Genomic DNA, 19802 nt, shown 5'->3' on the forward strand with positions numbered 1-19802 from the left:
CGCGGGCGGGCTGGCATTGCCGAACGGCAGGACTGAGCTTGGCGTTCTAGCGCAACGCCAAGCTCTTCGCCGCTGCCGGGGCGCCGACCTGCCGCCCCCAGAGCTGATAGACCTTGCCGGTGGTCGAAAAAACGACGAGCGAGCTGTAGTAGTCCTGGCGCAGGATGGTCGAATCGACTTCGATGCTGACCTGGCCGCCTTTGCCGGGACTGCCCGGGTTGCCGGCGGCGTCGATCTGCGCCGGGTTGAGGGTCAGGGCCATGCGGATCACGGCGCCTTGGGGCAGGGTCGATAGCTGATCGATCCGGACATTGATACCAGGGGTCGGGTATTCATTCTTTTGCCCGTCGGCACCGAGTACCAAGGTGGCGACACGACGGCAATCGGTCTGTCCGTCGCAGGCCAGCAGGTAGAGATCGTAGGCCGGGGGCGCTGCTTGTGCCTGACCCAGCATGCAAACAGAAAAAATTGCGGCGAGAAGGATGCGCATGTCTGGACTCCTTTGGCCCGGGCCATCCGGCAAGCGGTATGACCTATCCGGCACTGCTCCCTGAAATACCGCGTGCCGTGGATGACCAGAATGTCATCGCAATATTCATCCGTCAATCCGACAAAGGTCATATGCGGCTATTGCACCAGCGCCACTCCCGCCCATGCGAGGCGTGCGAAGCGCTTTTCCGGTGCCTCGCCCGTCACCCGCGCATTTCATTTTTGGCCGAATTTCCCGGTTGACCGTCGGAAAGCACGTGAGTTTTGGGTTATCTCTGGCCGCGGTTGCCTATGCGGCGCCCGTAGCCGACTGCCGCCCCACCCACGACAGGCGCAGAGTCGCCTACAATCACTCATCCCCATCCGGAGCCTTGCCATGAAAATCGCCAACGATGTCACTGAACTGGTCGGCAATACGCCGCTGGTTCGTCTCAACCGCGTTACCGCCGGCTGCGCCGCGACGGTGCTCGCCAAGCTGGAATTCTTCAACCCGGGCAGCAGCGTCAAGGACCGCATCGCGGTGGCCATGCTCGACGCCGCCCAGGCCGCCGGCAAGATCGGCCCGGACACCGTCGTCCTCGAGCCGACCTCTGGCAACACCGGCATCGGCCTGGCCATGGTCTGCGCGGCGCGCGGCATCAAATGCGCTTTCACGATGCCGGAAACGATGAGCCGCGAACGCAAGCTGCTGCTCAAGGCCTACGGCGCCGAGCTGATCCTGACCCCCGGACCGGATGGCATGGGTGGCGCCATCAACAAGGCGACCGAACTGGCCGCCGCCGACAGCCGCTATTTCATCCCGCAGCAATTTGAAAACCCGGCCAACCCGGCCGTGCACCGCAACACCACCGCCCAGGAAATCTGGCGCGACACGGCCGGGCTGGTCGACATCTTCATCGCTGGCGTCGGCACTGGCGGCACCGTGACCGGGGTTGGCGAGGCGCTCAAGGCAATGAATCCGAAGGTGCAGATCATCGCCATCGAACCCGACGCTTCGCCGGTACTGTCCGGTGGCGCCAAAGGCCCGCACCCGATTCAGGGTATCGGTGCCGGCTTCGTCCCGGCCGTGCTCAATACGGCCATCTACGACGAGGTGATCCGCGTCAAGAACGACGACGCGCTGACCATGGCCCGCCGCATGGCGACCGAAGAAGGGCTGCTCGTCGGCATTTCGTCGGGCGCCGCTAGCTGGGCCGCGGTCGAAGTCGCCAAACGCCCGGAGAACGCCGGCAAGAACATCGTCGTCATCATTCCGTCCTGCGGCGAACGCTACCTGTCGACCGTGCTCTTTCAGCACCTCGAAGTTTGAGCCCGTTCGACCAGCCGATCGACCGGCGCAACTCCGACTCCATCAAATGGAGCAAGTACGCCGGCCGCGATGTCCTGCCACTATGGGTCGCGGACATGGATTTCGCCGCGCCGCCGGCCGTTATCGAGACCCTGCACCGGCGCATCGAGCACGGTGTTTTCGGCTATGGCGGACCGTGGCCTTCGCTCACGGAGTCAGTACTCGCTCACCTTGAAAGCGAATACCAGTGGCGAATTGAAGCCGAATGGATCGTCTGGTTGCCGGGGCTGGTCACCGGGCTCAACGTCGCCTGCCGGGCCGTCGATGGCGAGGTATTGACGGCGACGCCGATCTATCCGCCTTTCCTCTCCGCCCCGCATTTCTCCGGCCGCAAACTTAATCGCGCCGAACTGGCCTGCACCGACGACGGCTGGCGTTTTGACCAAGCCGCCTTGCAAGCCGCGCTGACGCCAGCTACCGAGCTGTTCCTGCTCTGTCACCCGCACAACCCGGTCGGCCGCTGCTGGAGCCGCGATGAACTGCTCGAACTGGCCGCGCTGGCCGAAGCCAATGATTTCATCGTCTGCTCCGACGAAATCCACTGCGGCCTGATCCTCGACGTCGACAAGCGCCACATCCCGTTCGCCAGCCTGTCGCCGGAGGCCGCCAAACGCAGCATCACGCTCATGGCGCCGTCGAAAACCTTCAACATCCCCGGCCTCGGCTGCGCTTTCGCGGTCATTCCCGACACCAGCCTGCGCCGCCGCTTCGAGCACGCCATGCACGGCATCGTCCCGCATGTGAATGTCCTCGGGCTGGCTGCCTGCGAAGCGGCCTACCGCGACAGCGGCGACTGGCATCGTGAATTGATCACCTACCTGCGCGCCAACCGCGATTTGGTGATTGCTACGGTCAACTGGGAAAAAGGGGCAAAAATGAAATCGGTCGAAGCCACTTACCTGGCCTGGATCGACGTCCGCGAACTCGGGCTGGCCAAGCCGGCCGCGCATTTCGAAGCGCATGGCCTCGGCCTTTCCGACGGCGCCGATTTCGGCGCACCGGGCTGGCTACGGCTCAATTTCGGCTGCCCGCGCAGCACGCTGGAAGAAGCGCTCAAGCGATTCACCACCGCCTGCCGGGCCGCATGAACACCTACCTTCTGAGCCTCTATTTCCTCTTCATCGCCGCTCTGAGCCAGGCGCTGATCGGCGCTTTTGCCCTGAAGTCATCGCTGCAGCGCGATCTGCCACGCGAACGCTGGCGCCTGTGGGTCGCAGTTAGCATCGGCACACTGCTCCTCGCGCTGCACCACAGCTACACGCTCAACCTCGCCCTGCAAACGGGACTTTACGATTTCCGCCAGGCCACGCTGGTCATGCTCGCCGGGCTGGCGACGAGCTTCGCCGTGTGGCAGCTCAGGCGGCTGAAATTTTGAAGCTGCCGGCCTCGGTGACGATCCAGTCGAGTCGCTGATCGTGGTTTTCCGGCCGGATGCTGTCCAGCCGGTTGATCTCGAAGCCAACGCCAACGGCCAGTGGGCGAGGGGAGAGCGCCGCCAGCGTCCGGTCGAAATAGCCGCCGCCGTAACCCAGCCGATAACCGGCAGCATCAAAACCGTTGAGCGGTAGCAAAATCAGGTCAGGCCGCACGAAATCGCCGGCCACCGGCGTCGGAATCCCGTACCGATCCGGCTCCAGCGGCGTTTCATCCGTCCACAGGCGAAAGGCCAGCGGCGCATCCTCGGCAACGACGACCGGCAGGGCTGCCTGCGCCCCGAGCGCCGCCCACCGTTCAACCACTGTCCGCACATCCGGCTCGTGCTTGATCGGCCAGCAAAAGGCGACGATGCGCGGCACCGGCAAGGCGGCCAGCAAGTGTTCGACAATGCGCGCCGAGAGTCCGGCATGCTCCGCCTCGCCCAGCGCCGCACGTCGCGCCACCATGTCGCGTCGCAATGCCCGGCGCCAGGCCGTGTTATCCTCGTTCGGTTCAACCATGGCACTAATCTAGCATGAAGTTTCGCCTCATCCTCATCGGCCTCGCCCTCCCGTTTTCCGTCCTTGCCCAGAGCAATGGCGACACCGCTTTCCTGACCGCCCGCGATGCTTTCCGGGCCGGCAACATCACCAAGCTGGAACGGGCCAGCAGCCAGCTCGGCAACCATGAACTGGCCGTGTACGTCGAGAGTTACCGGCTACGCATGTGGATGGAACAGGGCGACCCGAACAACCTGCGCGACTTCCTGCAACGCAACGAAGGCAGCTACGTCGCCGAAAAGCTGCGCGCCGACTGGATACGCTGGCTCGGCAAGCGCCTGACGTGGAACGAGGTGGACGCCGAATTCCCCAAAATGCTCGCCCCTGAACCGGATGTCATCTGCTACAGCCAGCAAGCCCGGCTCGCCCGCTTCGACCAGAGCGTGCTGGCCGAAGCCGAAAAACAGTGGCTGAGCCAGCTCGAACCACCGGAGCCCTGCCGGCCCGTGCTCGACGCCCTCGTCACCAACCAGCGCAAGACGGCCGACGACGTCTGGGCGCGCGCCCGCCGCCAGGTCGAAGCCAATCGCCCGGGGTGGGCCAAGACCACGCTCAATTACCTGCCCGAAAGCCAGATGCCGGACAGCAAGGCTTTCGACAGCGCGATCAACAGCGCCATGAGCTACCTCGTCCGCCAGCCGGGCAACTGGTCGGCCAGCCGGGCCGGGCGCGAACTCGCCGCTTTCGCCATCTCGCGCCTCGCCGCCAATGACCCGCGCGTCGCCGCCGACGAACTGGAAAAGATCAAAGGAAAACTGCAGGATTCCGAACGCCAGTGGGCGTGGACCCAGATCGCCCTGCAAGGCGCCAAGAAGCACCTGCCCGAGACAGTCGACTGGTACGCCAATGCCGGCAAGGCGCCGTTGTCCGATGAGGGCGCCCAGTGGAAGGTCCGCGCCGCCCTGCGCGCCCAGGAGTGGGGTGTCGTCCGCGACGCCATCCAGGCCATGTCGGCCGAACTCGCCGCCAGGCCGGAGTGGGTCTACTGGCTCGGCCGCGCCCTCAAATCCGGCGGCCGCACGACGGAAGCCGACGCGCTGTTCGACAGGATCGCTGGCCAGCCCAATTTCTACGGCAACCTGGCCGACGAGGAACTCGAGCGCAAGATCACGCTGCCGCCCAAGGCCAAGGCGACGACTGCCGAGGAAACCAGGGCCGCCATCGACAACCCGGGCATCCGCCGCGCTATGGCCTTCTTCCGCCTCGACCTGCGCACCGAGGCGGTCAAGGAATGGAACTGGGCCCTGCGCGGCATGGACGACCGCGAGCTGCTCGCCGCGGCCAATCTGGCCAAGCGCAACCAGATCTGGGACCGCGCCATCAACACGGCCGACAAGACCCGCAACGAACACGATTTTTCCCTGCGTTTCCTCGCTCCCTACGGTGAAACGGTGCGCCCGGCCGCCCAGAACCAGTCGCTCGACGACGCCTGGGTGTATGGCCTAATGCGCCAGGAAAGCCGCTTCATCACCAACGCCAAGTCGAATGTCGGCGCCTCCGGCCTGATGCAGCTCATGCCGGCCACCGCCAAATGGGTCGCCAAAAAGATCGGCCTGCGCGATTTCAGCCACGGCCGCGTCAACGACACAGAAACCAATGTCCTGCTCGGCACCAGCTACATGCGCCTGGTCATGGAAAACCTCGACAACCACCCGGTCCTCGCTTCCGCCGCCTACAACGCCGGCCCCGGCCGGGCCAAGAAATGGCGCGCCGACCGGCCGCTCGAAGGCGCCATCTACGCCGAAACCATCCCGTTCAGCGAGACACGCGACTACGTCAAGAAAGTCATGAGCAACGCGGTTTATTATTCGGCCCAGTTCAACGGCAAGAGCGATTCCCTGAAAACTCGCCTCGGCGTGGTTGGTGCCAAAACCGCCGAAGGCATGAAAGACGCAGACCTCCCCTAGGAATAAACATGGCGGTGCAGTCCGACTCATTCCATCTCCTGAGCGATACCCGGGCTCTTTTCCTCAAGCACCTCGGCGCCTTGCTGCAGGACAGCAGCCTGCTCTCCGCCCCCGCCATCCAGGCCATCCAGGCCGGTGCCGGCACCTATTTCGACGAAATGGCCTCGACCAACCGGCGCGGCACCTTCGCCGAAGAAGTTGATGGACTGACCTCGTCGCGCATCACCCTGGTCGGCGAAGAGGATCTCGAACTGGGCATCCGCCTCGACAACATGAGCGCCCGCCTGTTCCAATCCACCGGCGGCAGCCTGTGGAAAACCCATCTGCGCTTCGTCACCCTGCTCAGGCGCCCCGACCTGCCGAAAAGCGCCAACCCGATCGGGCCGAAAGGCATCGCCCAGGGCCTCACCACCATGTTCGATGCGGCCGGCGCCTTCGCCATCGACAAGAAGCTGGAATTGCTCGACCGCATCGAAGCCTGTCTGCTCGAGGGACTGCCGGCGCTCTACGCCGAAATCAACGACTTCATGGATCGTGGCGGTGTCGAGGCCGCCCAGCCGGGCATCATCGGCAGCCCGGAAGGACCGGTGAGCGCCGAATCGCCGGCCGCTCCGGCCAATGCCCTGCTTGCCCTGCAACAAAGACTGCTCGCCAGCCTGCCCGGCGCGGCCGAATTGCCGCCGGCACCGGCAGGCGGCGGCGCCGCCGCCTCGCTGCTCAACCAGGCCACCCTCGAACGCCTGATCGAGCGACTCAACGAACTCGATCGCCGGGGCGCCTTCGAGCAAAAGTTCGCGCCCACCCAGACGGGGGGCGGCATGATCCCGGCCCTGTTTACACCCGATGGCGACTTCTCCAGCCAGCCAAAGGTTCTCAAATCTGCCCAGCTCGGCATTCCGACCACGGCCAATGAGGGCCTGGCCATCGACACGCTGGCCATGATCTTCGAGGCCATCTTCGCCAATCCGGCCCTGCCGGATGCCCTCAAGGCCGTCATCTCGAGCCTGCAGATCACGCTCCTCAAGGTCGCGATGAAGGACAGTTCGCTGTTTGCCGATGCCCAGCACCCGGCACGACTGGTCATCGACCGCATGGGGCTGGCCGTGCTCGGCCTGCCGACCGATGTGCCGGCCCGCCACCCGGTCTGCGCGCGCCTATTCGACATCGCCACCCGATTGCGCAGTGAAGCGGACCAGAATGCCTTCACGACTGCGCTGAGCGAACTTGACGCACTGCTGGCCGAACGCAATGCCAGCTTTGCTGCGGCGACAACGCCCTATCTTCCCCTGATCGAGCAGCTTGACCGCAAGGACGAGGCAACCCAGGCCGTCCGCCTGGCCCTCGAAAAATTCATCGCGACCAACCCGCCGGCCGCCATCCGCACTTTTCTCGAGCATTCATGGAGCCGCCTGCTCCAGACAATCTGGCTGGAAGAGGGCGAACAGGGCGCCGCCTGGCAGGAAGGACTGGCCGTCATCGATGACCTGCTGTGGACCGTCCAGCCCAAGGCCGATCCCGATGAGCGCAAGACCCTGGCCCGCCGCCTGCCCGAGATCCTCAAACGCCTGCGCGCCGGAATGGCGCGCATCGGGTTGTCGACCGAAGCAGAGTCCGCCTTCCTCGACGAATGTTTCGAACTGCAGACCAGGGCACTCCGTGCCATGCCAACCGCAGCCGCTCCCGAGGCCCCCGCAGCCGAACTTTTCCCGAGCGGCGTTTCGGCCCCGGCGGGCACGCCGGTCAGCAGCAAGCTGGAGGTGGACCAGCGGGTTCTGGCCACGCTGGATTTTGCCGACTATCGTCCGGCGCCTTCCCGCGCGCTGCCGGTCGGGGAGGGCGACTGGCTGGAAATCCCGCTGGCCGACGGCACCCAGGCCATTGCCCGACTCTGCCACATCAGCCCGACCAGCCGCCGGGTGTTGTTGCTCAACCCCGAATCCGGGCTGGCGCTGGCGGTTCATCCAGCCATCCTCGAGCGCCAGTTGCGCGATGGCGAGGCCCGCCTCAGCCCGCTCAGCACCCTTTTCGAAACGGCGGCCGGCGTCGCCCTGCGACAATCGGCCGGGCGCTAAAGCGGCCATCGGCCAGAGGGCTGCCCGGAAAGCGCCAAATTGCCTTAAAATCCGGGTTTTACGTATTCAGTTTCCGGGGTTCCAAATGGACATCAAAAAGGTCTTGCTGCTGGGGGGTAGCGGTTTTGTCGGTACCTATATCGTCAACCGTCTGTCGCAGCGCGGTATCGAAGTCACCGTCCCGACGCGTCGCCGCGAGCGCACCAAGGCGCTCATCATGCAGCCGGGCGTCAGCATGCCGGAAGCTGATATTCACTGCGAAAAGACCCTGAGCGAACTGATGCGCGGCCACGACGCGGTGATCAACCTGGTCGGCGTCCTGCACAGCCGCGATGTCGTCCTGCCCTACAGCCGCGATTTCGCCAACGCCCACGTCGAACTGCCGAAAAAGATCGTTGCCGCCTGCAAGGCCAGCGGTGTCCGCCGTCTGGTGCACATGAGCGCCCTCAATGCCGACCCCAAGGGCCCGTCCGAATACCTGCGCTCCAAGGGCGACGGCGAAGCCATCGTGCGCGCCGCCCAGGGTGAGCTGGACATCACCGTCTTCCGTCCATCGGTCATTTTCGGCCTCGGCGATTCCTTCCTGTCGATGTTCGCCAGCATCCTGAAAAAAGTCCCGTTCTTCCCGCTCGGTTTCGGCCAGGCCCGCTTTCAGCCGGTGTGGGCTGCCGATGTCGCCGATGCCTTCGTCGATAGCCTGAACGATGTCGCCACCTACGGCCAAGTCTACGAACTGGTTGGCCCGAAGACCTACACGCTGCGCGAACTGGTCGACTACGCCAAGGAACTGGCCGGCAGCACGGCCACCATCATTCCCTTGTCCGAAGGCTGGGCTTACCTGCAGGCCGGCCTGATGTGGCTGGCACCGAGCCCGATGCTGTCGCCGGACAACCTACGCTCGATGGAAAAGGATAGCGTGGCCGAAGCCGGCAGCAAGCAGCCGGCCAACTGGCACCCGACGGCGCTCGAAGCCATCGCGCCGACCTACGTTGCGCTCAACACGCCGAAGGGCAAGCTCAACAGCTTCCGCTATCGCGCCGGTCGCTGAACCCGCGCTGTCGACTGTGCAGATTTTCATCGTTGGCGGCGCCGTCCGCGATGAACTGCTTGGCCGGCCGAATGCCGACCGCGACTACGTCATCGTCGGCGCCACCCCGGAACTCCTGCTCACGCAGGGTTTCCGGCCGGTCGGCAAGGATTTCCCGGTATTCCTCCATCCGCAAACCCAGGAGGAGTACGCGCTGGCCCGCACCGAACGCAAGAGCGGGCGCGGCTACCACGGCTTCACGTTCCACGCCGCGCCCGACGTTACGCTCGAAGAGGATCTCGCCCGCCGCGATCTGACCATCAATGCCATGGCCAAAGCGGCCGACGGCACCCTGATCGACCCTTTCCACGGTCAACGGGATTTATCGGCCAAAATCCTAAGGCATGTTGGCCCGGCTTTTGCCGAAGATCCCGTGCGCATTCTGCGCATCGCCCGCTTTGCCGCCCGCTTCAGCGACTTTTCGGTAGCCCCGGAAACGCTGGCGCTGATGCGCGACATGGTGGCCAGCGGCGAAGTCGATCACCTGGTCGCCGAACGCGTCTGGCAGGAGCTGGCCAAGGGCTTGATGGAAGACAGGCCGTCGCGGATGTTCGAAGTGCTGCGCGACTGTGGCGCCCTGGCCCGACTACTGCCCGAACTCGATGTCCTGTTCGGTGTGCCGCAACGGGCCGATTACCACCCCGAAATCGACACCGGCATCCACACCATGATGGTCGTCGATCAGTCGGCAAAACGCGGCTTTGCCTTGCCGGTGCGCTTTGCCGCGCTGACCCACGACCTCGGCAAGGGCACGACGCCAGCCGACATCCTGCCACGCCATATCGGGCATGAGGAACGCAGCGTGAACCTCAGCGAAAAGCTGTGTGCCCGCCTGCGCGTGCCCAGCGACTGTCGCGATCTCGCGCTGATCATGGCCCGCTATCACGGCAACGTTCATCGCGCCGCCGACCTCAAGGCCAGCACCATCGTCACGCTGTTCGAAAAAACCGATGCCTTTCGCCGGCCGGAACGTTTCCAGCAGTTGCTCGACGCCTGCCTGTGCGACTACACCGGCCGACTGGGCTGGGAAAACCGCCCCTACGACAGCCCACGCTACCTGCTCTCGGCATTGGCTGCGGTCAACGCCGTCGAAGCCGGAAAAATCGCGCTGGCCTGTACCGACAAGGCCAAAATTCCGGAGCGCATTTACGCGGCACGGGTCAATGCGCTCAAGCTGCTGTTAAATGACTCGGGAGAGCAGCCAGAGCAATAACGAAAAAATAATCGTGGTCGCCACCGGAAACGTGTAACTTCGACCACGAAAGCGGAATGCGAAATCCCCCGGCAATTTGCCGAACCGAACGAAGCGCACCAGATGCGGGCCGATGATGCCCAGCAAAAAAATCGCTACCACCAGCGTCAAAATCCACTTCAGCATTTGCCTTGCACCGCAGGGTGAAAGCCGCATTAAATCACGCCTCACCCTGAACAGAGCCCCATGCTAAAAACTCAAATCGTCGAAGGCCTCGAAGTCTTCTCCTGCCTGCCTTCCCGCAAGACCACCAAACCGGCGCTGCTCTTCGTGCACGGCGCCTTTGCCGGCGGCTGGATGTGGACCGAAACCTTCATGCCCTTTCTCGCCAAGGCCGGCTACCCCTGCTACGCCCTGTCACTGCGCGGCCACGCCGGCAGTGAGGGGCACGAGTACATCAACTCGCATTCGGTTGGCGATTACGTCGATGACGTCAAGACCATAGTCGATTGGCTGGGCACAACACCTGTCCTGATCGGTCATTCAATGGGTGGCTTCATTGTCCAGAAATATCTTGAACATCGCGAAGCACCGGCCGTTGCCCTGATCTGCTCGGTACCGCCGCAAGGCCTGATCGCCTCCCAGTTCCATCTGATGTTCAATAAGCCGCAGTTGTTCCAGGAAATCAATCAGATCATGGATGGTAAATACACCGATACCGGCACGCTGCGCGAGGCGCTGTTTGCCGGTGAGGTCGATGAAACCATGCTGGCCGCCTGGCTGAGCCGGATGCAGCCGGAGTCGCACCGTGCGCTATGGGACATGTCGATGTTCAGCCTGCCCAACCTCTACGCCATGCATCGCCCACCGATGCTGATCCTCGGCGCCGAAGACGACGTCCTGGTACCCGCCTTCCTGGTCCAGACCACCGGACAAACCTACGGCGAACACGTCCATATTTTCCGCAACATGGGCCATGCCGTAACCCACGAAAAAGAATGGCCGCTCGTCGCGGCCAGCTTGCGTGACTGGCTGGACGAAATCAAACCTTGACGTCGACCGAGTTGCCCAGGTTTGGCGGGTTGTTCGAGACTTGCGGCAAGGCTTCCAGCAACTGGGCCGCATTTTGTGCCTGAATGTCGATCGCCTTCTTGAGAACGGCCGTATTGGCCGCATCCCTGATCTCCACTGGCGACATGGCAGAGGTCAAACCACTTACAGAAGAAACATCCATCTTGCGCTCACTCCAATTCGGACACATTATTAGTCCACTGTAGTCCAACTATTTGCCAATTCAATGAGCAATTCCGAAAAACCCGGACCGCTGTCAGTCATCCTCGAAGCCATCCGCGCCAAGCGTGAGCGCAAGACGGGCACTGGCCAGGATATTGCCGATCTGGAAGCCTCGCTGATCGCGGACATCGAAGCCTTCGACCTGGATGCCGCCGAACGGCGTGCCCGCAGGGAATACCTGGCCAACTCGGGCGCCGGCATGACCGATCCGACACTGGTATTTCCCGAGATTGCCCCGACCAGACCAGCAGCGAAACCCGTCCAAGCCCCACCAATCCAAGCAAAGGCACCCGAGCCAGAGGCGAAAAAAGAAAGCGCCCCCGAACTCGGCAGCAGCTTCCTTGATCAGTTACGGCAACGGGCCGAAGTACGGCAACGGGAAATCCATAGCGCCCTGGCCGAACGCACTTCGATCAACGAGGCCATTGATCAGGCGCTCAAGCATCTCTTTTTCTATCTGCACGAGCTGGTCCAGCAACTCAACATCATCAAACCGGATATCCCGCGTGATTACCCGTTGATCGAACAGTTCGAACTGAAACAGCTTGTCTGGCAGGAAGGCTTTGCCGATTACCGGACCCAGTCACAAAGCGCCGGAGCGCTGGTCGAACTGGTTACCTTTTCCTACCACCTGAACGCTAGCAACACACTGCATATCGAACGCGATGGTCCCTCGGTGGAACGCTTCCGGGCCATGCTTTTCGACTTCGGCCTGCCGTTCACCTACAAGGAATTCAAAAACGAGCGCAGTTATGTCGAACGCGCCGAGTTTGAAATCCGCAGCGATGTCAGCGTCAGCGCCCGCTGGCGGGCCGATTTTTCGAAGGGCGTCATCGTCCTTGAAACGCGTAATCTCGAACGACTGGGTAGCGCCGTCTACAGCCTTCGGCCACAAGTCGTCGACCAGGCATTGCTCGACGATTTCGGCCGCCTGATCCTCGGTCAGCCCAACCGCTTCCGCGAACTGGCCAAGCGCTAATCAGCTACAAACGCCGGCTCTGGTCGCCGTTGGCAAAGCCGAGAAGCGCTTCGTCCAGGCCGCGGCCGATGGCGATCACCTTGAATAGCTCGCCCATTTCGTGCGGCATCAGCAACTTGCCGACGGCGCCTGCCGCCCGGATGTATTCTGGCGTTGCGTGCGGAATGCCGGCCAGACAATCGAGAATCCCGCAATTGAGCAAGAACTGTCCCTGACTGGCATACCCCAATAATTCCAGTCCGCTGGCGTGGGCCGCTGCAATAATTGCCGTGAAATCGACGTGGACCGTGACGTCCTGCAAACCCGGCAAATAGAACGGGTCGGGATGCGCGTGGTGGCGGTAATGGCACATAAGGGTTCCACGCCCCCGTTGCTGATGATAGAACTCGCGACGCGGGAAGCCATAGTCGATCAGCAACAGCGCCCCCTTGCTCAGGCGATGCCCCCATTCCGCCGCCCAGGCCCGTGCGGCAAGGCTGATTTCGCTCTCGAAACCCGGCGGCAGGCTGCATTGCTCGCCAATTTCCTCGGCGGCAGCGAGCAGAGCACCGCTTGCCGGGCGCTCATTCCACCTGAAACTGCCGCCTTCATCGACGACAACACCGCGCTCGAAAACCCCTTGGTCTCGCCAGGCAACGATGTGCGCCGGCATGGCGTCGAGCAGTTCGTTGGCGACAACAACCCCCGAAAACTGCTCCGGCAGGCGATCCAGCCATTCAACCCGCGACAGCAGATGCGGCACGGCCGCTGCGATCGTTTCCTGCTGCCGCTGGCGCAGGTCGGCCGACAAATCAAGAATGAAATAGCGCTCCGGCAATGCTTCCGCTTTCTCCAGAGCAAGCAGTAAATCAGCGGCCAAACGGCCTGAGCCGGCACCCACCTCAAGCACCGCCGGAACCGATGCAGCCATGACTTGGGCGACCTGCCGGGCAAGCGCCAGCCCGAATAACGCAGTCATCTCAGGGGCGGTGATGAAATCGCCAGCCGCCCCGAACTTGCGCGCTCCGGCCGCGTAATAGCCTAGCCCTGGCGCGTAGAGCAGTTGTTCCATGAAACGGGCAAAGGAAAGCCAACCGCCCGCAGCAGATATTTCCTCGACAAGGGTTTGCTGCAGGCGCTGACTGTGAGCAAGCGCCTCCGGTGCGGGAATCGGCAGGTTGTTCATGGCAAGTTCAAAAAGTGTCAATTTTAAGGCCACTACGCGAATTTCACGGCAGCCTATGCTATTTTTGCATTCTGCATCAAAGGAGGAGACTGACCTTGCGCGTCAAACAAATAATCAATCGGAAGCCAACCGATCTGGCTGTTGCGCTGGACACCTTGAAAGATCCCGCGGCGGACCTGCTGCTAATCTTCGGCAGCATCGAACACTTCAGTTTTCCGGGATTCCACGAGTCAATCCACCGTGCATTTCCCGAAGCCTTGCTGCTCGGTTGTTCAACGGCTGGCGAAATCACGTCGGCTGGTGTTGATGACGGATCCTGCACCATCACTGCCATCAAATTCGACCAAACCCGCCTCAATCAGGGCAGCACACGGCTGGCCGGCATGGAGGACTCCTTCGCGGCCGGCGAGAGACTGGGCAAACAGATTGTGGCGGCCGATCTCAAAGCCGTCCTCGTTTTCGGGCCTGGCGTACAAATCAACGGTAGCGCCCTGGTCAATGGCATTACCAGCATAATTGGCAACGCCATTCCGATTACCGGTGGTCTGGCCGGTGACGGCGGGGCGTTCAAGGAAACATTCACCATTGGCCCGGACGGCGTGGCCAACGACCACATCGTCGCACTTGGTCTGGGTGGCGATGGACTGCGCTTCGGCCACGGCTCCTTCGGTGGCTGGGAGCCTTTCGGGCCAGCCCGCAAGGTGACGCGCTGCGACGGCAATATCCTGCATGAACTGGACGGCGAGCCGGCACTCGAAATTTACCGACGCTACTTGGGCGAGCACGCCAAGGGACTGCCGGCATCGGGGCTGCTTTTCCCCTTCGCCATGCTCGGCGAAGACCATAGCGCGGTCGGTTTGATCCGCACCATTCTCGGCATCGACGAAGCCAGCGGCAGCCTGATCCTGGCTGGCGAGATCGACCCGGATGGCTATTTGCGCCTGATGCACGCCAGCACCGACAAACTGGTTAGCGGTGCAGAATCGGCAGCGGAAGCGGCTGCCGCCATGCTGCAAAACAGCGGCGAAAGTCTGGCCATTCTGGTCAGCTGCGTCGGGCGAAAACTGGTCATGGGCAACCGTGTTGACGAAGAAGTCGAGGCTGTCGGCGAGGTATTCGGCCAGGCTGGCACACTGACGGGCTTCTACTCCTACGGAGAAATCAGCCCGTTCGCACCCGGCGCATCGTGCAAATTGCACAATCAGACAATGACCATCACCTGCCTGAGTGAGGCCTGACCCAAACCGCATGCAAAAAGCGCTTCTCCGGCAACTCAAACGCAGCCTTGGGATCGGAAACGAGGCTGAACTGGCTGCGTTGCTGCATTCGATGAGCAACGCAGCGACGACGGCGGATCCAGCCTTGCGGGCCGCCCTGGAAGGCTTTGGCGACTTCCTTGCGCGCGTCGACGGCAGCTACGAGCAATACGAGCGCGATCTTGATTTGCGTACCCGCAGCCTGGAAATATCCTCGTCCGAACTCTCGGACAGCAACGAGAAACTGCGTCTGTCGCTGGCTGACCGCGAAAATGCGCTGCGTTCCTTGCGAAAAACGGTCCGGCATTTGTTGCCGGACGATGATCGAAGCGATCACACCGATACGTTTGCCGATGAAGATATCGCCGAACTCTCCAAGCGAATCGCCTCAATGGTCGCGGAAAGCGAGCACGGCCGACGTGAGCTGGCGACCCAGAAATTCGCCCTCGACCAGCATGCGATCGTCAGCATCACTGACACCGCCGGCACGATTTTGTATGCCAACGATCGTTTTTGCGACATCAGCGGTTACGCCCGCGAAGAACTTCTTGGGCGCAACCACCGCATCATCAATTCCGGCACGCATCCGCCAGAAATGTTCCGCGACATGTGGCAAACCATCTCGCTTGGCCAAGTCTGGCGGGGCGAGGTCTGCAACCGGGCGCGTGGCGGCAATCTGTACTGGGTGAACGCCACCATTGTCCCGCTGCTGAATGCCGCGGGAGAGCCCGAGCGCCATATTGCCATCCGGACTGACATCACCGATCGCAAACGCATCGAGGCACAACTGTCAGAGCAGTTGCATCTGGTCGAGGAGTTGATCGAGGCCATCCCGCTGCCGGTTTACCTGAAAGATGATGCCGGACGCTATGTTCGCCTGAACCGCGCTTTCGAATTGTTCTTCCATATCAAGCGCGATGCCATCATCGGCCACACGCTGAACGACCTCCTGCCACCGGAAGATGCCCGCCTGCATACGGAAAAAGATGCCGAGCTGTTTGCCAGCAAAGGAATGCAATCTTATGAGGCCTCGGTGCACAGCCGGGATGGGATCATTCACGATACGGTCTATCGCAAAGCAGCACTGACCCACCGCGATGGCAGCGTTTCCGGATTGCTCGGTGTCATCGTCGACATCACCGAGCGAAAACGGGCCGAGATTGAGGTCCTGCGTGCCAAGGAAGCAGCAGAAGCAGCAAGCCGGGCGAAAAGCGATTTTCTCGCCAACATGAGTCACGAAATTCGTACACCGATGAACGGCGTCATCGGGATGACCGATTTGGTGCTGGAAACAGCCTTAACCTCGGAGCAACGCGAATATCTGAACATTGCGAAGTCTTCAGCTGAGTCGCTGCTCACCATCATCAACGACATTCTCGATTTTTCGAAAATCGAAGCCGGCAAACTGCTCGTCGAGGAGATTTCCTTCGATCTGTATCGCCTCATCGCCGAAGTCCTCAAGCCCCTGGCCTTACGCGCCCACGAAAAGGGAATCGAGCTGCTCAGCGAAATACTTCACGATGTGCCCCGCTACGTCCTGGGCGACCCCAGTCGTATCCGGCAGGTGCTGGTCAATCTGATCGGCAATGCCATCAAGTTCACGAACCATGGGGAAATCGTCCTGCGCACCGAGCTGACGCAATTGCAGGAAGGTCACGCAGTCGTCCATTTTGCCGTGCGCGACACGGGCATCGGCATCGCTCCCGACAAGCAGGAACTGATTTTTGACGCCTTCTCACAAGAAGATACTTCAACGACACGAAAGTATGGCGGTACCGGGCTTGGCCTATCGATTTGTCGTCATCTGGTCGAACTCATGGGTGGCCGGATGTGGCTGCTCAGCGAGGCAGGCAAAGGCAGTACGTTCCACTTTTCGGTACAACTTAAAGTCTCGGAGCAGGCAAGCCCGGCCATTGGCAGCGAGGTCGACTTGCTCGGCCGACGCATCCTTATTGTGGACGACAACGCAACCAACCGACGCATTCTGAGCGGCATGCTCAGCTTGCTGAAAGCCATCCCCAGCGACGTCGATTCTGCGCAGGCTGCACTCACCTTGATGCAAGAGGGCAACACGGATTTCGATTGCATCCTGCTCGATGCACAAATGCCCCGGATGGACGGTTATGAACTGGCCAGCCGCCTGCGCGCAACCCACAAAAATCTGCCGCCGATGTTGATGCTCTCATCCGGAGCCCTGCGCGGCGATGCCCAACGCTGCCAGGAAGCCGGAATCGCCGGATTTTTCTCCAAACCCATTTCACTCGACGAATTGCATGCGGCACTTGGGCGCCTGTTCGACAACGCAGCCCCCGCCATGCACTCGACCGGAAAACCGCTGGTCACCCGCCATTCGTTGCGGGAAGCGCGGCGCGCCCTGAATATCCTGCTGGTCGAAGATCATCCGACCAATCAGAAACTTGCCCTCGGCCTGCTCGGCAAATGGGGGCACGAAGCCACGCTGGCGCTAAACGGTCAGGAAGCGCTCGATATTCTGGCGACCATGTCCTTCGATGTGATCCTGATGGACATGCAGATGCCGGTCATGGGTGGCATCGAAGCAACGCAACGAATCCGGGCCCGCGAGGCTGATCGTCACCTGCCGCGCACACCGATCATCGCCATGACTGCCGCCGCCATGCAGGAGGACCGTGACGCCTGCCTGGCGGCCGGCATGGACGACTATCTTTCCAAGCCGATCAGGGTCAAGGAGTTGCAGGAAAAATTGCAGACTTTTGGTGGAAACCACTGATTCAACGCAGAATTTTTTCGTCCGACTGGTGACACAAGGTAAACTGGCGATCTTTTGCGTTTTACGCAATAAATCCGGTTGACCGTAGGAATCACGCTACATGGTCAGTCCACCGCCCTTTTTCCTTGCCCCATGACCCAATCGAACAACCTGCAAAAGCTGCGCAAATATCTGGAAGGCCGTACCGGCAAAGCGATCATCGACTACAACATGATCGAGGATGGCGATACGGTGCTCGTCTGTGTTTCCGGGGGCAAGGATTCCTACACGCTGCTCGCCATGCTGATGGCGCTGCAAAAGCGCGCGCCGGTCAAATTCCGCCTGGTCGCCATGAATCTCGATCAGAAGCAGCCCGGCTTTCCCGCTGACATCCTGCCCCGCTATTTCGAATCGATCGGTATCGAGCATCGGATTGTTGAAGCCGACACCTATTCAGTCGTCAAGGAAAAGATTCCCGAAGGAAAAACCACCTGCTCGCTCTGTTCGCGACTCCGCCGTGGCGTCATCTACCGAACCGCCAAGGAACTGGGCGCCAACAAGATTGCCCTCGGCCATCATCGCGATGACATGGTCCATACGCTCTTTCTCAACATGCTCTTCGGCGGCAAGCTCAAGGCCATGCCGCCGAAACTCGTCACCGACGACAAGGCGCATGTCGTCATCCGGCCCCTGGCCTATTGCGCCGAGTCCGATATCGCCAAATTCGCCCGCGGCATGGAATTTCCGATCATCCCCTGTAACCTGTGCGGCTCGCAGGACAACCTGCAGCGCCAGAAGATCCGGGAAATGATGCAGGATTGGGACAAGCGCTATCCAGGTCGTACCGAATCCGTATTTACCGCCATGCAAAATGTCGTTCCCTCCCACCTGGCTGATGGCGACCTATTTGATTTTCGCGGACTGACGCTGGACACCCCGGTCGCGGAGGGCGATATTGCATTTGACCTCCCGGAAATGCCGATCAGCGGGACCATCCCGATAAGCCTTTCGGCATAATGCAGAAGCAGCGCGATCAACATATAATGAGCAGTCGTTTATTCATGGACTCCAGGTAGACAATGAGTGCCACGCAACGAAAACTGATTGTGATGTTCGCCGATGTCTCCGGCAGTACCGCGCTTTTCGAGCGTCTTGGAGACAAAGAGGCAATGCATGCAGTTGAACGTTGCCTCAAGCGCATGAAGCGCTCCATCGATGGCTACAAGGGCAAGACTATCCAGGTGGTCGGTGACGAGTTGCTTGGTGCGTTTGAAACTGCGGAAGATGCCTGCCAGGCGGCCATTGACATGCAGCAGCGGATTGCCGACCTGCCGCCCGTTTCTGGCCTGAAATTGACTATCCGCATTGGCTTGCACTGCGGCGAAGTGTTGGACGATGGCAAAAAACTCACCGGATCGGCTGTTTCAACGGCCGCCCGTATTGCGGGGATTGCCCGACGCGACCAGATTTTGTGCAGTTCACTTCTCGTCGAGGCCCTGGCCGAACCAAGCTTCATTTCTGCCAATCCCGTCCCCGAACTAGGTAGCGTTCCAGAAGACGGCGAAGCTCTGGCACTTTTCCAGATCAACTGGCCGAACTATCAGGGTGCCACCGCGAATTCAGCGCACTCGGCTTTCGGCCCAAGCAGCGCCGTCCCCGTCGACCGACTTTGTGTTCGCCATCGCGGCAAGGCTTTTTTGCTTGACGACAAGACCCCGGTCCTGACCATCGGCCGTGATCTTGGCTGCAAACTGATCATCGATGATCGCAAAGCCTCCCGGCAACACGCACGGGTTGAAAGGCGGGGTGATGGCTTCTATCTGGTCGACACCAGCACAAATGGCTGCTTTGTCACGCTCTCAGGACGCCAGGAAGTCATGGTCCGGCGCCATGAAATTCAACTCGAAAGTCGTGGCCAGATCAGTTTTGGCAATTCAGGCAACGATCCTTTGGCCGATATCGCCGAGTTCGAGCACCTGTAAACGAAAATCGGCCATCCGCAGATGGCCGATTGCTCCCTGAGCAAGTTGGTTACTTGGCGGCAGCGTCAGCAGTGCACTTCTTCATGAAGCTGTTCTTGGCAGCGCCAGCCAGTTTCTTTTCCTTGGCTGTGGCAGCACAAGCTTCGTTTTCAGGAGCGGCGCCGGCATCCTTGGTGCACTTCTTCATGAAGCTGTTCTTGGCGGCACCCGCCAGCTTTTTCTCGGCGGCCTTCGCGGCACAATCATCAGTGGCGTAGGCGGTCGAAGCAGCAAAAGCAACAATCAACAGACCGATCAATTTCTTCATTGGATGTCCCCTCAATAAGGT

19 protein-coding genes are annotated in these 19802 nt (G+C 61.3%); 13 read left to right on the plus strand and 6 right to left on the minus strand.

Annotated elements, in window-relative coordinates:
• Positions 1 to 46: 46 nt before the first annotated feature.
• Complete coding sequence (locus tag KI610_RS19595; RefSeq protein ID WP_226496611.1) at positions 47 to 490, minus strand: hypothetical protein; 444 nt, start codon at positions 488 to 490, stop codon at positions 47 to 49.
• 375 nt (positions 491 to 865) lie between these two features.
• On the opposite strand from KI610_RS19595, the gene cysK reads away from it, so the two are divergent.
• Genes cysK through KI610_RS19610 form a run of 3 tightly spaced genes read left to right on the plus strand, consistent with a single transcriptional unit; the run spans position 866 to position 3212 of the window.
• The gene (gene cysK, locus KI610_RS19600) at positions 866 to 1798 is read left to right on the plus strand and encodes a cysteine synthase A (protein ID WP_226496612.1); all 933 of its coding nucleotides are present in this window, start codon (positions 866 to 868) and stop codon (positions 1796 to 1798) included.
• Positions 1795 to 2925: a MalY/PatB family protein gene (locus tag KI610_RS19605; protein WP_226496613.1), complete on the plus strand. Its 1131-nt coding sequence runs from the start codon at positions 1795 to 1797 to the stop codon at positions 2923 to 2925. Before cysK ends, KI610_RS19605 begins: the two co-directional genes overlap by 4 nt.
• A complete protein-coding gene (locus tag KI610_RS19610; protein WP_226496614.1) occupies positions 2922 to 3212 on the plus strand; it encodes a hypothetical protein in 291 nt (96 codons plus the stop codon). The genes KI610_RS19605 and KI610_RS19610 overlap by 4 nt, the downstream gene beginning before the upstream one ends.
• On the opposite strand, the gene KI610_RS19615 is transcribed toward KI610_RS19610, so the two are convergent.
• Positions 3193 to 3774 carry a 5-formyltetrahydrofolate cyclo-ligase gene (locus KI610_RS19615; protein ID WP_226496615.1) on the minus strand — a complete coding sequence of 194 codons (582 nt, stop codon included), beginning with the start codon at positions 3772 to 3774 and terminating at the stop codon, positions 3193 to 3195. The two genes, KI610_RS19610 and KI610_RS19615, sit on opposite strands and share 20 nt — an antisense overlap.
• A gap of 14 nt (positions 3775 to 3788) precedes the next feature.
• Between KI610_RS19615 and KI610_RS19620 the strand changes: the two genes are divergently transcribed.
• The 4 genes from KI610_RS19620 to KI610_RS19635 all read left to right on the plus strand — a co-directional run bounded on the left by KI610_RS19620 (position 3789) and on the right by KI610_RS19635 (position 10092).
• A complete protein-coding gene (locus KI610_RS19620) occupies positions 3789 to 5720 on the plus strand; it encodes a lytic transglycosylase domain-containing protein (protein ID WP_226496616.1) in 1932 nt (643 codons plus the stop codon).
• Positions 5721 to 5728: 8 nt separating this feature from the next.
• Positions 5729 to 7792, plus strand: a complete 2064-nt coding sequence (locus KI610_RS19625) for a DUF1631 family protein (RefSeq protein WP_226496617.1) — start codon at positions 5729 to 5731, stop codon at positions 7790 to 7792.
• 85 nt (positions 7793 to 7877) lie between these two features.
• Entirely contained in the window at positions 7878 to 8840 is a 963-nt protein-coding gene (locus tag KI610_RS19630; RefSeq protein WP_226496618.1) for a complex I NDUFA9 subunit family protein, read from the plus strand.
• Positions 8841 to 8856: 16 nt separating this feature from the next.
• Positions 8857 to 10092 carry a multifunctional CCA addition/repair protein gene (locus tag KI610_RS19635; RefSeq protein WP_226496619.1) on the plus strand — a complete coding sequence of 412 codons (1236 nt, stop codon included), beginning with the start codon at positions 8857 to 8859 and terminating at the stop codon, positions 10090 to 10092.
• On the opposite strand, the gene KI610_RS19640 is transcribed toward KI610_RS19635, so the two are convergent.
• Positions 10060 to 10257 carry a DUF2905 domain-containing protein gene (locus KI610_RS19640; RefSeq protein WP_226496620.1) on the minus strand — a complete coding sequence of 66 codons (198 nt, stop codon included), beginning with the start codon at positions 10255 to 10257 and terminating at the stop codon, positions 10060 to 10062. The two genes, KI610_RS19635 and KI610_RS19640, sit on opposite strands and share 33 nt — an antisense overlap.
• 60 nt (positions 10258 to 10317) lie before the next feature.
• Between KI610_RS19640 and KI610_RS19645 the strand changes: the two genes are divergently transcribed.
• Positions 10318 to 11124 (plus strand): alpha/beta hydrolase, encoded by an 807-nt coding sequence (locus KI610_RS19645; protein ID WP_226496621.1) that lies wholly within the window; start codon positions 10318 to 10320, stop codon positions 11122 to 11124.
• On the opposite strand, the gene KI610_RS19650 is transcribed toward KI610_RS19645, so the two are convergent.
• Positions 11114 to 11305 carry a YjfB family protein gene (locus KI610_RS19650; RefSeq protein WP_226496622.1) on the minus strand — a complete coding sequence of 64 codons (192 nt, stop codon included), beginning with the start codon at positions 11303 to 11305 and terminating at the stop codon, positions 11114 to 11116. The genes KI610_RS19645 and KI610_RS19650 overlap by 11 nt on opposite strands.
• 63 nt (positions 11306 to 11368) lie before the next feature.
• On the opposite strand from KI610_RS19650, the gene KI610_RS19655 reads away from it, so the two are divergent.
• A complete protein-coding gene (locus tag KI610_RS19655; RefSeq protein WP_226496623.1) occupies positions 11369 to 12343 on the plus strand; it encodes a hypothetical protein in 975 nt (324 codons plus the stop codon).
• A 4-nt stretch (positions 12344 to 12347) separates the two neighbouring features.
• Here KI610_RS19655 and KI610_RS19660 read toward each other — a convergent pair whose 3' ends face one another.
• Positions 12348 to 13508, minus strand: a complete 1161-nt coding sequence (locus KI610_RS19660) for a class I SAM-dependent methyltransferase (RefSeq protein WP_226496624.1) — start codon at positions 13506 to 13508, stop codon at positions 12348 to 12350.
• 95 nt (positions 13509 to 13603) lie between these two features.
• Between KI610_RS19660 and KI610_RS19665 the strand changes: the two genes are divergently transcribed.
• The 4 genes from KI610_RS19665 (at position 13604) to KI610_RS19680 (ending at position 19474) form a co-directional block, all read left to right on the plus strand.
• Positions 13604 to 14746, plus strand: coding sequence for an FIST signal transduction protein (locus tag KI610_RS19665; RefSeq protein WP_226496625.1), 1143 nt, complete (start codon positions 13604 to 13606; stop codon positions 14744 to 14746).
• A gap of 10 nt (positions 14747 to 14756) precedes the next feature.
• On the plus strand, positions 14757 to 17513 hold the full coding sequence (locus tag KI610_RS19670; protein WP_226496626.1) for a response regulator: 2757 nt from the start codon (positions 14757 to 14759) through the stop codon (positions 17511 to 17513).
• Positions 17514 to 17645: 132 nt separating this feature from the next.
• Complete coding sequence (ttcA, locus tag KI610_RS19675; protein WP_226496627.1) at positions 17646 to 18509, plus strand: tRNA 2-thiocytidine(32) synthetase TtcA; 864 nt, start codon at positions 17646 to 17648, stop codon at positions 18507 to 18509.
• Between the two features lie 92 nt (positions 18510 to 18601).
• Positions 18602 to 19474, plus strand: a complete 873-nt coding sequence (locus KI610_RS19680; RefSeq protein WP_226498585.1) for an FHA domain-containing protein — start codon at positions 18602 to 18604, stop codon at positions 19472 to 19474.
• Between the two features lie 49 nt (positions 19475 to 19523).
• Here KI610_RS19680 and KI610_RS19685 read toward each other — a convergent pair whose 3' ends face one another.
• Entirely contained in the window at positions 19524 to 19781 is a 258-nt protein-coding gene (locus KI610_RS19685) for a hypothetical protein (RefSeq protein WP_226496628.1), read from the minus strand.
• Positions 19782 to 19802: the final 21 nt, after the last annotated feature.

Origin of the sequence: Ferribacterium limneticum, assembly GCF_020510565.1 — a bacterium.
Taxonomy (GTDB): domain Bacteria; phylum Pseudomonadota; class Gammaproteobacteria; order Burkholderiales; family Rhodocyclaceae; genus Azonexus; species Azonexus limneticus_B.

Excerpts from the sequence above, each read along its gene's own strand:
- KI610_RS19595 (WP_226496611.1), bottom strand. The coding sequence starts at position 490 with ATGCGCATCCTTCTCGCCGCAATTTTTTCTGTTTGCATGCTGGGTCAG.
- cysK (WP_226496612.1), top strand. The coding sequence starts at position 866 with ATGAAAATCGCCAACGATGTCACTGAACTGGTCGGCAATACGCCGCTG.
- KI610_RS19610 (WP_226496614.1), top strand. The coding sequence starts at position 2,922 with ATGAACACCTACCTTCTGAGCCTCTATTTCCTCTTCATCGCCGCTCTG.
- KI610_RS19615 (WP_226496615.1), bottom strand. The coding sequence starts at position 3,774 with ATGGTTGAACCGAACGAGGATAACACGGCCTGGCGCCGGGCATTGCGA.
- KI610_RS19620 (WP_226496616.1), top strand. The coding sequence starts at position 3,789 with ATGAAGTTTCGCCTCATCCTCATCGGCCTCGCCCTCCCGTTTTCCGTC.
- KI610_RS19625 (WP_226496617.1), top strand. The coding sequence starts at position 5,729 with ATGGCGGTGCAGTCCGACTCATTCCATCTCCTGAGCGATACCCGGGCT.
- KI610_RS19630 (WP_226496618.1), top strand. The coding sequence starts at position 7,878 with ATGGACATCAAAAAGGTCTTGCTGCTGGGGGGTAGCGGTTTTGTCGGT.
- KI610_RS19640 (WP_226496620.1), bottom strand. The coding sequence starts at position 10,257 with ATGCTGAAGTGGATTTTGACGCTGGTGGTAGCGATTTTTTTGCTGGGC.
- KI610_RS19645 (WP_226496621.1), top strand. The coding sequence starts at position 10,318 with ATGCTAAAAACTCAAATCGTCGAAGGCCTCGAAGTCTTCTCCTGCCTG.
- KI610_RS19650 (WP_226496622.1), bottom strand. The coding sequence starts at position 11,305 with ATGGATGTTTCTTCTGTAAGTGGTTTGACCTCTGCCATGTCGCCAGTG.
- KI610_RS19655 (WP_226496623.1), top strand. The coding sequence starts at position 11,369 with ATGAGCAATTCCGAAAAACCCGGACCGCTGTCAGTCATCCTCGAAGCC.
- KI610_RS19660 (WP_226496624.1), bottom strand. The coding sequence starts at position 13,508 with ATGAACAACCTGCCGATTCCCGCACCGGAGGCGCTTGCTCACAGTCAG.
- KI610_RS19670 (WP_226496626.1), top strand. The coding sequence starts at position 14,757 with ATGCAAAAAGCGCTTCTCCGGCAACTCAAACGCAGCCTTGGGATCGGA.
- ttcA (WP_226496627.1), top strand. The coding sequence starts at position 17,646 with ATGACCCAATCGAACAACCTGCAAAAGCTGCGCAAATATCTGGAAGGC.
- KI610_RS19680 (WP_226498585.1), top strand. The coding sequence starts at position 18,602 with ATGTTCGCCGATGTCTCCGGCAGTACCGCGCTTTTCGAGCGTCTTGGA.
- KI610_RS19685 (WP_226496628.1), bottom strand. The coding sequence starts at position 19,781 with ATGAAGAAATTGATCGGTCTGTTGATTGTTGCTTTTGCTGCTTCGACC.